13 protein-coding genes and 1 pseudogene are annotated in these 14,985 nt (G+C 52.4%); 6 read left to right on the top strand and 8 right to left on the bottom strand.

Going from position 1 to position 14,985, the window contains the following annotated elements; translation table 11 throughout:
* Nucleotides 1-39: 39 nt before the first annotated feature.
* Nucleotides 40-225 (bottom strand): annotated as a pseudogene (locus JRI95_07465) (FAD-dependent oxidoreductase).
* 241 nt (nt 226-466) lie between these two features.
* Nucleotides 467-1,015 carry a bifunctional pyr operon transcriptional regulator/uracil phosphoribosyltransferase PyrR gene (gene pyrR / locus JRI95_07460; protein ID MBW2061387.1) on the bottom strand — a complete coding sequence of 183 codons (549 nt, stop codon included), beginning with the start codon at nt 1,013-1,015 and terminating at the stop codon, nt 467-469.
* Between the two features lie 292 nt (nt 1,016-1,307).
* Here pyrR and JRI95_07455 point away from each other — a divergent pair, with 292 nt between their 5' ends.
* From JRI95_07455 to JRI95_07435, 5 genes are read left to right on the top strand one after another with little or no spacing between them, the layout of a single operon-like run.
* Entirely contained in the window at nt 1,308-2,846 is a 1,539-nt protein-coding gene (locus JRI95_07455) for a PAS domain-containing protein (GenBank protein MBW2061386.1), read from the top strand.
* Nucleotides 2,847-2,883: 37 nt separating this feature from the next.
* Nucleotides 2,884-4,236, top strand: coding sequence for a sigma-54-dependent Fis family transcriptional regulator (locus JRI95_07450; protein MBW2061385.1), 1,353 nt, complete (start codon nt 2,884-2,886; stop codon nt 4,234-4,236).
* Complete coding sequence (locus JRI95_07445; GenBank protein ID MBW2061384.1) at nt 4,229-4,780, top strand: archaemetzincin family Zn-dependent metalloprotease; 552 nt, start codon at nt 4,229-4,231, stop codon at nt 4,778-4,780. The genes JRI95_07450 and JRI95_07445 overlap by 8 nt, the downstream gene beginning before the upstream one ends.
* Nucleotides 4,781-4,788: 8 nt before the next feature.
* A complete protein-coding gene (locus JRI95_07440) occupies nt 4,789-6,282 on the top strand; it encodes a HEAT repeat domain-containing protein (GenBank protein MBW2061383.1) in 1,494 nt (497 codons plus the stop codon).
* Nucleotides 6,258-6,902: a CPBP family intramembrane metalloprotease gene (locus JRI95_07435; GenBank protein MBW2061382.1), complete on the top strand. Its 645-nt coding sequence runs from the start codon at nt 6,258-6,260 to the stop codon at nt 6,900-6,902. Before JRI95_07440 ends, JRI95_07435 begins: the two co-directional genes overlap by 25 nt.
* A gap of 397 nt (nt 6,903-7,299) precedes the next feature.
* On the opposite strand, the gene JRI95_07430 is transcribed toward JRI95_07435, so the two are convergent.
* From JRI95_07430 to JRI95_07420, 3 genes are all read right to left on the bottom strand, one after another.
* Nucleotides 7,300-8,226: an ABC transporter permease gene (locus JRI95_07430; protein MBW2061381.1), complete on the bottom strand. Its 927-nt coding sequence runs from the start codon at nt 8,224-8,226 to the stop codon at nt 7,300-7,302.
* Nucleotides 8,227-8,260: 34 nt separating this feature from the next.
* The gene (locus JRI95_07425; protein ID MBW2061380.1) at nt 8,261-9,205 is read right to left on the bottom strand and encodes an ABC transporter permease; all 945 of its coding nucleotides are present in this window, start codon (nt 9,203-9,205) and stop codon (nt 8,261-8,263) included.
* A 70-nt stretch (nt 9,206-9,275) separates the two neighbouring features.
* Nucleotides 9,276-10,916: an ABC transporter substrate-binding protein gene (locus JRI95_07420; GenBank protein MBW2061379.1), complete on the bottom strand. Its 1,641-nt coding sequence runs from the start codon at nt 10,914-10,916 to the stop codon at nt 9,276-9,278.
* Nucleotides 10,917-11,681: 765 nt separating this feature from the next.
* Between JRI95_07420 and JRI95_07415 the strand changes: the two genes are divergently transcribed.
* Nucleotides 11,682-12,551 (top strand): nitroreductase family protein, encoded by an 870-nt coding sequence (locus JRI95_07415; protein MBW2061378.1) that lies wholly within the window; start codon nt 11,682-11,684, stop codon nt 12,549-12,551.
* A 75-nt stretch (nt 12,552-12,626) separates the two neighbouring features.
* On the opposite strand, the gene JRI95_07410 is transcribed toward JRI95_07415, so the two are convergent.
* The 3 genes from JRI95_07410 to argJ form a co-directional block, all read right to left on the bottom strand.
* Nucleotides 12,627-12,962, bottom strand: a complete 336-nt coding sequence (locus JRI95_07410; GenBank protein MBW2061377.1) for a DUF5320 domain-containing protein — start codon at nt 12,960-12,962, stop codon at nt 12,627-12,629.
* 260 nt (nt 12,963-13,222) lie between these two features.
* Nucleotides 13,223-13,594, bottom strand: a complete 372-nt coding sequence (locus tag JRI95_07405; protein MBW2061376.1) for a DUF134 domain-containing protein — start codon at nt 13,592-13,594, stop codon at nt 13,223-13,225.
* Between the two features lie 181 nt (nt 13,595-13,775).
* Nucleotides 13,776-14,954, bottom strand: a complete 1,179-nt coding sequence (gene argJ / locus JRI95_07400) for a bifunctional glutamate N-acetyltransferase/amino-acid acetyltransferase ArgJ (GenBank protein MBW2061375.1) — start codon at nt 14,952-14,954, stop codon at nt 13,776-13,778.
* Nucleotides 14,955-14,985 lie beyond the last annotated feature (31 nt).

The raw sequence follows: 14,985 nt of genomic DNA, 5'->3' as shown, positions 1-14,985 counted from the left end.
GTGCCGGCCGACCTCGACCAGTTTGGGCGAGATAATTCACATGGCGCAGTCATTGGTGGGAAAGGTCTTGTCAAGCTGTGACATCATCCCGCCAATGACCGGGGATTTTTCAACGAGATAAACAAAGTAGCCCGAATCCGCCAGATCGAGCGCCGCTTGCATTCCGGCGATGCCTCCGCCCACGACCATGATGGATCCGACGGCTTCGTTTTTGTGTTTCGTCATTTGAGCCTCCGCTTGTGAAACGATTTACTCGTAAATAACACAAGGGTCATGTTTAAAATGACATCAGGGTTATATTGAACGGTGTTGGACTTGTCAATAGGGGTTTGTACTTTTTTTCACCTAGGAGCGTGTCGGAATACCAAGAAATTTGAATATGAATCACAACATATAGTATTTAAAAGTATTAATTGATCTATATACTGTGGTCATTTTTAAAAAAATAAGGTTCTCCGACACGCACCTAGGCCAGCACTTCAACAGCTACCTCGTCCTCATGACCGAGTTCGGACAGGTAGACATTGACCCTTTCCTGGTGGCCTATCTGAAGGGTTAAACCGGTGTAGTTGGGACAGATGGGCAGCTCTCGTTGACCCCGATCCGCCAGGACAGCCAGCTCAATTTTGGCCGGTCGCCCGAAGTCTATCAGGGCGTCCATGGCGGCCCGGACGGTGCGTCCAGTAAACAGCACGTCGTCTACGAGTATGATTTCCTTGTCGTCTATTGAAAAGTCCAGCTCAGTCTTCCCCACGATCGGTTTGGCGGCGATCAGGGTCCAATCATCCCGGTAAAGCGTGATGTCTATAATTCCGGTTGGGATCTCGCGGCCGCTTTTTTTGGAGAGCAGCTTCTGAAGTCGCCGGGCCAGATAAGCCCCGCCGGTCCGTATACCGACCAGAGCCAAGTTTTCCACATTCGAATGGGCGGCGAGGGTCTCCTGTGCTATACGGTTCAAAGCCGAAGCCACCTGCTCGGCATTCATAACCGTCTTTTTTTGAATTGATGGGGACATTTCTTCCCTCACCGGTTCAGAAAGATAGTTTAGATATCACTATATCATCAGGAGGTCAAGTATTTTCCATCGTTTCTAAAATAAACCAATTTAACTTCCTGACCTTAACCTCATTTTGATTTCACAAGGAAACTTGTTTGTGCTGGTTTGATCCTCACGCATTTTAAGTCAGAAATGAAACCTCCTAAGCCTTAAGTTGAGGACTTAACTTGATTTTCATGACCGAATCACTTACCCTGAGGTTAACAGGCAGTGAGCGGAAACAATCAGGGCCAGCCTGGAACGATGAAATATGAATGAAAACAACGAGATCTTAAGGATCGGAATCATCGGCGGGGATGAGTTCTGCCATGACATGCTTGTCAAAACCTTCCGGCAAGACATGACAAAACATGTCTCAGGCCGTATCGTGGCCGTAGCTGATCCAGATGAAAACGCGCCCGGCCTGGTCCTGGCTCGTGAGCTTGGCATCTTCACCACGCCGGATTATCACGATTTTTACAAGCCCGAGCTGGGCATTAACCAGATTTTTATCCTTACGCCTGATGAAAAAATTCTGCAGGATGTCCTTCAAACCCGTCCACTGCACATTCGTTTCGTGGCGCATCCTGCGGTACGGCTCTTCTGGGATATGATCCAGTTCGACGAGAAAAGGCTCAGGGGCCAGCGCGATGAATTTCAGACTATTGTCAATGGAATCCGGGATGGCATTGTGGTCATTGACGGCAATTATAAGATCATCCAGGCCAATAAGCCGCTCCTGGAAAGGATGGGCTTTTCAGAGGAAGACGTCGTGGGCCGGAACTGCCATGAGGTTTTTCACCATTCAGAGGCGCCATGCCGGCCGCCCGAGCATCCTTGCCCTCTTGAGTCTGCCCGGAGCCTGGATGAGCCGGTTCATGCCATCCATACCCATCGTACCCTTGAAGGAGAAGAGCGAATCATAGACCTGACCATCCATCCTATCAAGGACATTGAGGGAGAGATAAATCACTTTGTGGAGATAACGCGGGACATCACCGAACGTCACCGTGCCCAGGAAGAGATGACCCGCCGTCTGGAAGAGGCCGTGGAAGAGAGGACACGGCAGCTTGAGGAGACCCACCGCAAACTAATCCAGCAGGACAAGATGACTTCTCTGGGTAAGCTTTCGGCCTCGGTGGTGCATGAGCTCAATAATCCGCTCTCCGGGATTTTGACCTTCAACCGTCTCATCCAGCGAATCATCAAGGAACAGGGGCTCTCTCCAGAGAAGATTGATGATATCGTCAATCACTTACAGCTCATGGAGACCGAAACGACCCGTTGTTCTAAAATCGTCTCCAACCTCCTTGCTTTTGCCCGGCAATCCAAGTTGGAATCGGAGGTGACGGACATCAACCAGGTAATTGAAAAGGTTCTTGCTTTGAACTCGCATTATTTATCTCTTCATGACATAGAGATCACAAAGGAATATAAGCTTGATTTGCCTCCGCTACACTGCGACCTCAATCAGATACAGCAGGTCTTGATAAACCTCATCTTTAACGCTACCGAAAGCATGTCAGAAGAGAAGGCCGGCCGACTGATCCTGGCTACCGATTACAACCAACAGGAAGACGTGATTCAAATCAGGGTTGCTGACACCGGGGCTGGAATTCCCGAAGCCAATCTGCCTCACATCTTTGAGCCTTTCTTCACCACCAAACAGGAAGGCAAGGGCGTCGGACTGGGACTGCCAGTGAGTTACGGTATCATCAAAGAACACAGGGGCCAGATTGATGTCGAAAAAACCGGGCCGGAAGGCACAACCTTCTTGATCAGACTCCCAGCATACCACCCAGGACAATGACCCCAGGACAAAAATTAGACCCCAGGAGGGCCGTGTCATGAAAAAAAAGGTCCGTATTATGGTCGTGGACGACGAATTGATCGTTCGGGAATCTTTGTCAGGCTGGCTGAAGATGGACGGTTATGAGGTTGATACGGCGGCCAGCGCTGACGAGGCCCTGGAACTGCTCAAGAAGCACCGGTATAATATCATGTTCCTGGACAACAAGATGCCGGGCATGGACGGCCTGGAGCTCCTTGACAGTCTTAAAGAGGAGGAGCCCGATATGGCGGTGGTCATGATTACGGCCTATGGCTCCATTGATACCGCCATCCGGGCCATGAAAGGCGGCGCCTATGACTACCTGCTCAAGCCTTTTGATCCAAATGAAATCGGGATGCTGGTCAGGAAAATCGTTGATTACCAGGGTCTGGCGGAAGAGAACATCATCCTCAAGGACCAGATCAGGGAAAAAACCCGGCTCGAAAGCCTCATCGGTCAATCCAGGGCCATGCAAAAGGTCTTTGACCTGATTTTAGACGTGGCCGAAACGGATTCCAACATTCTGATCACCGGTGAGACCGGGACAGGCAAAGGCCTGGTGGCCAAGGCCATTCATACCCAGAGTCCCCGCGCCTATGGTCCGTTTATTGCCGTCAACTGCGGGGCCTTTACCGAACACCTTTTAGAGAGCGAACTCTTTGGCCACGAGAAAGGGGCTTTCACCGATGCCGTGGTCAGCAAAAAGGGGCGTTTCGAACTGGCCCAGGGGGGAACCCTTTTTCTAGATGAAGTCGGTGAGATCAGCATGAAGATGCAAATTGACCTGCTTCATGTCCTGGAAGAAAAGCAGTTTTATCGGGTTGGCGGCACACAGCCCATTGAAGCGGACTTTCGCATTATGTCCGCCACCAATCGCGAACTCGGCCAGGCCATCCAGGAAGGCGCCTTCCGGCAGGACCTCTATTACCGGCTCAACGTCATCACCATCCATGCGCCGCCTTTGAGGGAGCGCAAGGAAGACATCCCCCTCCTGGCCAACCACTTCCTGCGCCGCATGGCCAAAGAGCTGAACAAGCCCTTTGACAGCATCTCCCGGAAGGCGCTTGACGAGATGATGCTTTACGATTGGCCTGGCAACGTTCGTGAACTCGAAAACGCTATTGAAAGGGCCGTGGTCGTGGGACGAGGCCGCGCCATCCAGGCGGAAAGCCTCCCCTTTTATCAAGAGAAACCGCTCTACACCCCCAAGGATGGAAGCCTCAAGGAAGTAGAAAAGGCTCATATCATTGAAGTCCTCGAAGACACGCAGTGGAACATCTCCAAGGCAGCGGCCACCCTGGGTATTGACCGGGTGACGCTCTATAATCGTATCAAGAAGTACGGGCTTAAAAAACCGAGTAATGCCTGAGGAGAGCTTTATTGGGCTGAGGGCTTATGGCCAAATTGATCTGGATATCCTGGAGGCCCTGGTCATAGAATTAAATCAGATATTTCCTTTCCCGATCACCATTCTTGAGGGCTGCGGTTCTCCCGAGTTCGCCTATAACCCTGCCCGGCAGCAGTATCTCTCCAAAGCCATCCTCGAGGACCTGGTCAGGAAAGCTCCCCCAGGCTGCAAACGCATCGTGGGTCTGACGGAGGTGGACCTCTTTATTCCGATTTTAACCTATGTCTATGGTGAAGCCATGCTGCCCGGCCAGGCCGCCGTTGTTTCACTTTACCGTCTCTCGGGAAAAGACACAGGAACACCGGTGCCTTTTGATGTGATGGTGCAGAGGGTCTTCAAGGAGGTGGTTCATGAACTGGGGCATACCTTCAACCTGGTTCACTGCGACGATAATAACTGTGTCATGAGCTTTGCGCATGACCTGGAACACATTGACCAGAAGTCGGACCGGTTTTGCCGTTACTGCTCGGTGCTCTTCTCCGACGCCCTCCGTCAAAGTTTATGAGGCTCAAAGTGGGCAGGGACAAGGCCTTCAGCGGCCTCGGCGGCCTCCTTCTGGGTTTAATCCTGGCCCAGGTCCTGGCCACTATTCACGTCTACCTTTCAAACGCGCACCTTCACGAGATGGTCACGGTCATTTCCGAAGCAGGTTACCTGGCTGTCCCCAACCAGCACGCAGCTCTGCATCTCAAAGATCCTGGCCCGGCCATATGGGGCGGTTTCTTTTTTACCGTGAGCCTGGGCGCCGGGCTGTCGGTTTTATCTTTTACCCTGGCGCGCCTCTGGGATCAAATACTCGGCCGGAACAAAATCTGGCTGATCTTGTTTTTACTTTGCTGGCTGGGATTTCTGGTGACGTTGAACTGGCGCGGGATAAGTCCGATGGTCTCTTTATATTTCCTGCTCATCCCTACCGCGGTCTTCTGGCTCAGTGTTAGACGCTCGGCCAGGCAGCTTGACCAGAACTACCGCCGGAACAGGATCGTCTTTCTGTTGCCCGTGGCCGCTCTGGTGGTCCTGTGGTCGTTCCAGCTGGACGACTATCTATTTATAAACATCCGCGACAGCCTTCTCCTGTCAAATCCGGTCGGGAAAAGGATCAACGATGTTTACTATCGCTATACTCTCTACCCGGCCGAGGTCTTCAAGTCTCTGGATCAGAAGCTTCTCAAGACCGTAAACCTGACAGCAATTCAGGAGAATCCTCTGCGCCGGCGTATGGAAAATGTATTACTCAGGTATGATTACCTGCCTCTGGGCAAAGAGGCGACGGTTGACCTCACGGTTAAAAAAAATGACGGCTCCCTGGCCTTTATGACCAGGAACAGAACCATCCTCCAAATCACCTCCAGGGAGTTTTTCGCCCGTCCGGCGGAAGTTTTGAGGCAGATTTCCGCAAAAAGCGATTGTTATCTTCTTTTCCGGCAGGCCACCTTCTGGTCCCTGCTCATTGGATTTCCGATCCTTTTGTATCTATTTATTTTTTCCATTTTGCGGGGTTTAACCGGCCTTTTTATTGGTTCTGATCCTTCCGTCTTCCTGGCTGCGGTCCTTTGTTTTTTCATCGGCCTGGCTTTATTGTTTCCAGTTATGAAAAACAAAGGCATGGCCCGGGAGGTCAAAGACGTATCCGAAGCCCTTGAGGCCAAACACTGGGAGAAACGGGTGGCGGCCTTGAAAATAATCAAAGAAAACAGACTGGAGATAAACGATTTTCCGGCCTACCGACAAATGCTCTCAAGCCCAAAAACCGTCGAGCGCTACTGGCTGGGCCAAGCCCTGGGCGTGAGTCGGCGGGCCGAGACATATCAGGACCTGCTTTCTCTATGGGACGATCCCAGCTTAAATGTGGTGTGCATGGTCTATGAGGCCCTGGGCTGGCGAGGGGAAAGAAGGGTCACGAGGCAAATTATCGAGCGCATCAATAAATCTGACGACTGGTACGTTCAGGGGTACGCCTACCGCGCCTTGCGGAAGCTGGGATGGAAACAAAGAAGATCGAGTTAAGAATCTTTCTCTTGAGTATCCTGGTCCTCGTTCTGGTTGAACGGGCCGCCGGGACGCTCATCCTGGGCCACCTCTCTTTTAAAATCCCCGCGGTCGGGACGCTGCGTCTGATCGAGATCGTTCTCATGCTTCTGATTGTTGTAATCTGGGGGCGCGGACTGTCATCCATTGGGCTGGCAAGGAACCAGATCGTACCCGGCCTTAAAAAAGGGCTGATCTGGTCGGCCGGTTTTGGACTGATCGCCGTTTTCTGTTTCACCGTCATTTATGCGGCTGGCAGCAACCCCCTGAGACTCCTCCAAACCCCTCTCCCGTCAAAATCCTGGCAGGCGGGTCTGTTTTTCCTGGTGGGCGGGACGGTAGCTCCCCTGGCGGAAGAGCTCTTTTTCCGCGGAATCGTATACGGCTTTCTGAGACGATGGGGCGTGATCGTGGCTCTAGCGGCCAGCACACTGCTTTTCGTTCTTGCCCATGCTGGCGGGCCGGGTCTGCCTCTGATGCAAATAGCTGGAGGTATCATGTTTGCCTTAGCTTATGAACTGGAAGGCCATCTGCTGGTTCCGGTTGTTATTCATGCCTTGGGCAACATGGCCATTTTCAGCCTGACGCTTCTTTCTTAACAGCTTTAGGCAAGAATAACCCCCAGTGGCGAGCGCCCATGCATGTAAGGCAGCTTCGCACCCTGACCTACAACTGCTTGGCTATGAAACCCATTGAATTTGCATGTTTTTTTTATTATAGATGACCCGTTATTTATAAGCGCGTTCGTAGTAGTCTTGGCCTTTATTAACATATGAAAGACCAGAAATCCAAAACTTGAAAACAGTTTCTTTGCCAAATAACCCTATGGCTTCTGCCGGAGGGCCGGGGGTTCGGAATGACAATTCGTTAGTAAATGTTTGATCGCAACCTGGTATAAAGCTGATCGGGCGGCGAAGAACCTGTTTCTGCAATTTCCGTTGCTTGATGAGTGAAGGCTGAGCAGAGAGCCGCTTCCATTATTTCCATGGAAACGTTTTAGGTCCTACCTCCTCCGGTGCCTTGCAGCCTTGGATCAAGCAGATCGCGCAGGGCGTCGCCCAGCATGTTGAATCCAAAGACGGCGATGCTGATGGCCAGGCCGGGGAAGATAGCCAGGCCCGGCGCCTGAAGCATGTAGTTGAGGCCGTCACCGCTGAGCATTCTTCCCCACGAGGGTGCTGGAGGCGGAACGCCGAAGCCCAAAAAACTGAGAGCGGACTCGGCCAGGATGGCGTTGCCCAGTCCAAGGGTGGCCAGCACGATGATCGGGGCAGCGACATTGGGCAGCACGTGAAAGATGATGATGACCCACTGTTTGCATCCGGTGGCCCTGGCTGAAAGGAGATATTCGCTTTCTCTGATTGCCATGACCGCGCCGCGAATGACGCGGGAGCTTCCGCTGAATCCGGCAATGCCCAGGGCCAGGACGACATTTCCGGTCCCCGGCCCCAGGATGGCCATGACCGTGAGCATGATGACCAGCCAGGGGAAGGACATCATGGCGTCCACACAGCGCTGGATGGCGGTGTCCACCACCCCGCCAATATAGGCGGAGAGAATACCGATGATCGTGGCCAGGGTAATACTGAGGGAGACGGCGCCGAGCCCGACGGTCAGGGAAACTCTGGCGCCGAACGCAATACGGCTGAAGACGTCTCTGGCTAAAGCGTCGGTACCGAAGTAAAAAGTTCGGCTGGGCTGCTCCACAATCCGCTCCGCATGAATATCATTGGGCCCATAGGGTGCGATGATCGGGGCAAAGATAGCAACCAGGACCAGGCCAAGGACCAGGAAGCCTCCAAAGGCGCCGAGCGGCTTGTTTTTCACAAGCTGGATTAATAGTTCCAGAGTCCAGTGATGCCTTTTGGGAAGATCAAATTCGTCTACAAGATAATCTGAGGTAAAATCAGTGACCTCGCTCATTGTTAACCTCTTGGAAAAAATTCAGGTCTAGCATCTATTGATACCGGATTCTGGGGTCCAGGAATCCGTAAATTATGTCTACCATTAAATTTATTGTGATAATTGACGAACAGAGGAAGAGATTAATCCCCTGGATGGCCGGATAATCACGCCAGGTGATGGCGTCAATCAGATACTTGCCCATGCCTGGCAGAACGAAAATACTCTCCATGATGACCGTGCCTCCAATCAGAAAAGCCAGCTGGAGTCCCATGATGCTCAGGACGGGTATCATAGCGTTCTTGAGGGCATGACGGACGACGACCGTATAGCCTGTAAGCCCTTTGGCCTTGGCCGTGCGGATGTAATCCTCCCCCGTTACTTCCAGCATCATGGTCCTGGTCATCCTCATAATGCTGGCTGACATGGCCAGGGAAAGGACAAGGGAGGGGGCCAGAAGTTGAGAAAGATTCTGAATGGGATTTTCCCTGAAAGGAATATAATCCATGGGTGGAACCCACTTGAACCAGATGGCCCCGAAGACCAGAATCAGGGTTGCAATCCAGAAACCAGGGATGGAGAGGCCGCCGATGGCCCAACTTCTCAAAATGTAGTCTAAGAGACTATCTTGTTTTAAAGCGGAAATAACACCAATGGGTACGCCCATTAAAAAAGTCCAGACAAGGGCCATGCAGGCCAGTTCAAAGCTGATGGGCAACCGCCGGGCGATTTCATCCAGAACCGGCTCTCCACTCCATAGAGAAATCCCCAGGTCCGCCTGAAAGACCCCTTTCATATACCTGAAGTACTGCGTCAGAAGAGGCTTATCCAGACCCAAGATTTCTCTTAGTTCATCCGCGTCATCGGCAAAACCCTGTTCAGCCACCATCAGCTCGACTACATCCCCGGGAATCAGGCGCACGATGCAGAAAACCAGGAAAGAAACCAAGGCAATGGTCGGAATAAGCAGCAGAACCCTTCTGATGATGTATCTACTCATTTAAATCCTTGCTATCCTTTGACTGGGCCGGCCGCCGGCTTGGTCACAGCCGGCGGCCGACGGTCTGCTTCTAGTGTTTCGCGAGCCAGCACTCCTCCATCAGTCTGACTTGATATTCGTTGTGGTAGAACTTGTAGTGGACATAAGGCCTATTGGTCCAGAAACGATACTGCGTGTAACAGAACAGGTTCGGGGCATCCTCATTAACCATGCGCTGGATCTTGTGGATCATGGCGATGCGCTTTTTCTCATCCAGTTCACGTGACTGTTCCGCAATTGCCTTCCAAATTTTTTCATTGCTCCACTTGTAAAAGGTGGATTTATCCACCTGCCCGTAATAAGGAGCGAACATCTCTTCCGGGTCCACCGCCGCGGTCATGATATGGAGAGACATGAAATAATCAAAGCGGTAGGTCTTGTTGAAGTACTGGGCCATCTCCATGGTCTTCAGATTGACATTGATACCCACCTCGGCCAGCATCTCCTTGATCACCTGGGCCGGCTTGGTCACGTAAGACAGGTTCCAGGTGATAAACTCGGTGTTGAACCCGTTGGGATACCCGGCCTCGGCCAGGAGCTTCTTGGCCTTCTCGGGATTGTACTCAATTTGGTCCTCCGGAGGCAAGGAGAAAGGTGGAAAGTTGGGCACACATCCGATCTGCACCGTGCCAAAACCACCCCAGGCCAGCTTGAGGAGCCTCTTCTTATCAATGGCGTGGCCAATGGCCTGCCTGACCTTCCTTTTATCAAACGGCGGCTGCTGCGGTTTTTTACCCTTGATCCAGGGAGGGGTCCTGATGACCCACATATGGGTCCCTTTCGCCCTGAAAATATTACACTCAGGCGCTTCTTTCTTCACGGTTGGAAGCTGGAAGAAATAGAAGCCGGTGGCATTATGTTTCCCCGCCAGAAAGGCAGCGAGAATCGCAGCCGGATCGCGCATGATCTTGTAGTGAATCTTATCCAGATAAGGCAGGCCTTTTTTGAAGTAATTCGGGTTTTTTACCATGATGATGTGGGAACCCCGGACAAACTCCTTGAGAATGAACGGGCCGGTCCCCAGAGCCTTCCTCTTCAGGTCGCCATACTTCTCCACCGCCTCCCGGGGCACGATAGTAGACCAGGGCGCGGCGATATACCTGATAAAAGGCGCATAAGGTTCCTTGGTTTTAAAGATAACGGTGTATCTGTCGGGTGTTTCAATGGAAGCCAGCTTACCTTCAAAATAGTAGCGGTGTTTGAAGTTTGCCCTTTTGCCATACTTCCCGGCCACGCGCTGGATGCTGTACTTGATGTCCGTCGAGGTCAGTTCGCGGCCGTTCATGGGCGGGATGTCCTGAAAGCGCACGCCCTTGTGAATCTTAAATTCATAAGTCAGAGGATCCAATCGCCGCCAGCTCTTGGCCAGGTCCGGCTCGACCCCGGTCATATCCTGGGTCAGGCGCACTAGGGTGTTGTTGGTGTTGTTAGTAACCTGGGTTGTCAGTCCGTAGGTCTCCTGGTGAGCGTCTAAGGACCTCGGGGCGTTCGAGCTGGACCGATAAACGCCTCCATAAACAGCGCCCTTGGTTGTGTGTTTGAAAAGGTCCTTGCCTGTGATCATCTCCCCCGCAAATCCTGTGGCCGTGATACTCAGACAGAAAATGAGTATCAAAAAAAAGGTAGTCAGTTGCGGTTTAGAAAATCGCCTTTTTTCACGTAATCGTCTCATACCAACTCCTCCTACCTCCTCCAAAAAGGGTTAAGGTTGCAAAATGACTTTAAACCTTAGACGGTCGGCCAGCCCGACCATCCAAGTTTTTCCGCATGAGGCAATTAATGATTTCAAGTTGCCTGACAACTCTCTCGGGCTAATACGCAGCGGTTTGTTTCTCATGTCCAGCCAACCATGCGTATTCAGGTGTCCCAAGCTGGTTCTCATTGAAATAGACACGATAATAAAGAAATTGATATAACCTCAGAGCAAAAAAACACTCCAAGCTTCACTATACCTTGAGCTTTTTTTAACCGGACAAGAAGTAGATGAACAGTTTACTCTCAGACAACACAGCCTCAGTTTTTCCCTGCTTCCCAGTGCATGGAAAATACCTTAACCCGACTGTATTGAATGGAAGTATACTAATAGTTGAAGAAAAACATGTCAAGCAGATTTCTTCATGGTTAAAACTTTTGCTTCAGCATTACAGTAACTTCATCTGGCGCTTGATGATCAGATTTTGCGGCTTCTTACCTTGGAGCGCGCTTTTTGAGCCTTCGGACGGCCCGCTCAGCCCTGCGTTTGTATTTAAACCGGGATGCTTACAAAGCATAGAGAAATGCGGTTGACTGAGCGATAGTCCGGTTTTTCCCTTGACATAAAAGGAAAGGCGGGCTTAATCTCTCTAAAGTAAAAAGGAAGTCAACCATGATTAATCTGTTCTTTTTAAGATTTTTTTTTACCAATGAAACTGATCAATAATATTATGGGGGAATAATTATGAGCTGGGTTTCGATAGAAGAGGATAAGTGTACCGACTGCGGTCTATGCGTGGCCGCCTGCATGCGCTGTTTCACCGACAATGACGGCGAAATCATTGTGGACGCTAATGAAACCAATTGCAATTTCTGCGGCCACTGCGTGGCGCTTTGCCCCACCATGGCCATCACGCACCACAAAATGAATATGGACGGCTTCATCGAGTTTGATGAGGATGTCCAGTTTGATACCAGCCGGTTCATCCAGTTTATTAAAAAGCGAAGAAGCCATAGGAGCTTCAAGGATAAAGAGATTTCTGAAAAAGATTTAAAGACCCTGGTTGATGTCTGTCGTTTTGCCCCAACCGGAAGCAACGTTCAGACCGTGGAAATCGTGGTTGTCCGGGAGCCGGAGAGAATCCAAAAATTATCGGATCTGACGGTTGATTTTTTCAAGGAAATGATTGACGAGGTGGAACAAAGAGCGGCAAACCTGAAGGCCGAAGGAAAGAATTTGCCTGAAGATCTTGAATTTGCCTTGCAAACCCTTGAAGGCAGGAATCGGTTAATCCTGGCCAGGGAAGCAGGGATAGATCCCATCTTTCATAAGGCCCCGGCTGTCATGATCTTCCACTCGCCTCAGCTTACGAGCACCCCGAAAGACAACTGCGTTATTGCAGCGCAGACGGTGGTCCTTTTGGCCATGACCATGGGTTTGGAGACCTGCTATATCGGCCTTTTCGAGGCCGCGGCCAACGCCTTTCCGCCGCTCATGAAAGAGCTGAACTTCCCGGCCGGCCACAAGGTCTTCAGCGTGCTGGTCCTGGGCTATCCAAGGCTTAAATTTCTCCGCAGCGTGGATCGAAAACCCATTAAGGTGAGGTGGGAGTAAACGCCTTTTTGCTTCACATCCTGAAAACCGGCCCGGGACGAATCGGCCGGTTTTCAGGTCTGGTTCTGTTTTTACTTATTCTTTCTCAATCTCAGCCAGACGGGCCTCTAGATCCTTAAGCTGTGTTCTAAGGTCTTCAGCCTGAGCCTTAAGGAATTCACTTTCAGAACCCGCCGGCGCTCCGGGGCCGGTGTCAGGGTATCCGGCGCGATAAGCCGGATCGTAAAAGCCCTGAGGCTGCCAGGCCCCGCCAAAGACGCGGCCTCTGCCGCCGCCCCATGGGCGAGCGCCCCGGCCAGCGCCGCGACCGGCGGCCCAGCTGCCAGCCGGCCTTGCTCCGCTGCAAAACCCAAAGCCTCCCCCAGTCATGGGGCCCTGTCCCATCGGACCGGTTCGATCATATCCTGGCATATTAAATCCCCCTTTCTTTTGAGGCCATTACCTGTTTTGGCCTCGTATTATCATTGATAAACGTCCTTCACGACCTGAAACGGATTTTCGTCCAGCCCCCTGACCGGCCCCTGAAGGGCTTGACCTGAAAAAGCGGCCCTGGCCCCGGTTCTTGAAGGAACCTCCACCAACAGTCATAAGCTTTAAGCTTCGCGCTCCGTTTCTGTTTCCTCTATTCATATGATCACCTCCTCATGAAAAAAAACTAAGCTTAAACGGCCTCAACGCAACGGCGGTCCGCCCCGGCCTCCTCGGCCACGACGCTGGCCGCCATAAGGACCAAAACCGCGCCCCGGACCTCCCTGAACGAAGAAATCTCCCCCCTCGATCCGTATGGCCAGGCCCCTGACCAGGGCCTCAGCCACGGTGCTCCTGGCGGCCGACAGAACGCGGCTGAAAGTCGGCCGGGAAATACCCATTTCGGCCGCGGCCACTTCATGGTCCAGTCTGTCCAGATCAGCGAGGCGCAGGGCCTCCAGACCCTCGACCGGCAGGGTGACCTCGCTCAGCCCCCGCACCGAGATGCCCTGCGGCTTGAAGTAGGTCACCTCAGGCTGGGATTGAACTCTTCTCCATTTTCTCGGTCGCGGCATCTAGGCTTCCTTTATGAACATCTGTTCATAACATATACATAAAAATCTATTTTGTCAAGTCTTTTTTTGAACATATGTTCAAATTGGTTCGTGAACTCTTTGTTAGAAATTTGAGCAAAATAAAAAAGGGCTGTCTTCCATATAGAAAAATCAGCCCTGTTTTGTGAATCAATGAAGGGAATTAGCTTCGGTAGTCCGCATTGAGACGAACGTAGTCATAAGACATGTCACAGGTGAGAACCTCGGCCTGACCCGAACCGGCGCCCAGGTCTATGGATATGGAAAACTCGTCCTGGCGCATCACCTGCGCGGCTTTGGCCTCATCACCGGCTAACCGTCCCTGACGGACCAGGAGAGCCTGATCAAAGAGGATGGACACCTGCTCAGGATCGAATGCAGCGCGGCTGCGGCCCAGGGCGGCCATGATCCGGCCCCAGTTGGCGTCCTGGCCGAAGAGAGCGGTTTTGACCAGAGGCGAGTTGGCCACCGTCATGGCGGCTTCCCGGGCCTGGGTGTCATCCGCGGCCCCGCTCACAATGACATGAACAAGCCTGGTTGCGCCTTCGGCGTCAGTTATCAGCAGGCGAGCCAGATCGGCCAGGACGTGTCTCAAGGCCTGCTCGAAGACCTTCCAGTTGGCAGGTTCTTCCGGAGTCAATGGCTTAAAACCCGCCCGGCCACTGGCCAGGATCAGGACCGTATCGTTGGTTGACGTATCGCCATCAACGGTAATCCGGTTGAATGTGGCTTCCACGGCCGGACCCAGGACGTCTTGAAGCGGTTTTGCCTGGATGACCGCATCTGTAAGGATAAAGGATAACAGGGTGGCCATATTCGGGGCGATCATACCAGCGCCTTTGGCCAGCCCGACAATCTTGAAGGGACGCCCGTCAATCTTCCCTTCGGATTTTACGATCTTGGGCCTGGTGTCGGTCGTCATCATGGCCCGGGCCACCTCGGGCAGCTGATCCTTTCCCAAGCCGGCCTTCAGATTCGGAAGAGCCCTAATCATGGCTTCCTGATTCAGCGGCTCACCGATCACGCCGGTCGAAGCCAGCAGGACTTCATCTTCGCCGCAGCCCAGCTCCTGAGCCACGGCGCGCGCGGTTTGAGACGCGGCTTCCATGCCTTCCGGGCCGGTACAGGCGTTGGCCTGGCCGCTATTGACCAGGATAGCCTGGGCGCGGCCCTTGGCCACTCGCGCCCGGGACCACAGCACCGGCGCGGCCTGAACCGTGTTGCGCGTAAAAACACCGGCAACCGCAACCGGCTCGTCGGCCGCTATGAGGCCCAGATCCAGGTGGTCCTCTTTACGTAATCCTGCCGCTAGAGCCGCTGCCTTAAAACCGTCAACATTCATAATATTATCACCCCAAGAAAATAATAAGCGC

The organism is Deltaproteobacteria bacterium, assembly GCA_019308995.1.
Classification (GTDB): Bacteria; Desulfobacterota; Desulfarculia; order Adiutricales; family JAFDHD01; genus JAFDHD01.
The sequence above is the reverse complement of the archived record's forward strand: the minus strand, read 5'-3'. Positions and strand labels throughout refer to the sequence as shown.

Coding starts and splice junctions, on each gene's coding strand:
- pyrR (MBW2061387.1), bottom strand. CDS start 1,015: ATGTCCCCATCAATTCAAAAAAAGACGGTTATGAATGCCGAGCAGGTG.
- JRI95_07455 (MBW2061386.1), top strand. CDS start 1,308: ATGAATGAAAACAACGAGATCTTAAGGATCGGAATCATCGGCGGGGAT.
- JRI95_07450 (MBW2061385.1), top strand. CDS start 2,884: ATGAAAAAAAAGGTCCGTATTATGGTCGTGGACGACGAATTGATCGTT.
- JRI95_07445 (MBW2061384.1), top strand. CDS start 4,229: ATGCCTGAGGAGAGCTTTATTGGGCTGAGGGCTTATGGCCAAATTGAT.
- JRI95_07435 (MBW2061382.1), top strand. CDS start 6,258: ATGGAAACAAAGAAGATCGAGTTAAGAATCTTTCTCTTGAGTATCCTG.
- JRI95_07430 (MBW2061381.1), bottom strand. CDS start 8,226: ATGAGCGAGGTCACTGATTTTACCTCAGATTATCTTGTAGACGAATTT.
- JRI95_07425 (MBW2061380.1), bottom strand. CDS start 9,205: ATGAGTAGATACATCATCAGAAGGGTTCTGCTGCTTATTCCGACCATT.
- JRI95_07420 (MBW2061379.1), bottom strand. CDS start 10,916: ATGAGACGATTACGTGAAAAAAGGCGATTTTCTAAACCGCAACTGACT.
- JRI95_07415 (MBW2061378.1), top strand. CDS start 11,682: ATGAGCTGGGTTTCGATAGAAGAGGATAAGTGTACCGACTGCGGTCTA.
- JRI95_07410 (MBW2061377.1), bottom strand. CDS start 12,962: ATGCCAGGATATGATCGAACCGGTCCGATGGGACAGGGCCCCATGACT.
- JRI95_07405 (MBW2061376.1), bottom strand. CDS start 13,594: ATGCCGCGACCGAGAAAATGGAGAAGAGTTCAATCCCAGCCTGAGGTG.
- argJ (MBW2061375.1), bottom strand. CDS start 14,954: ATGAATGTTGACGGTTTTAAGGCAGCGGCTCTAGCGGCAGGATTACGT.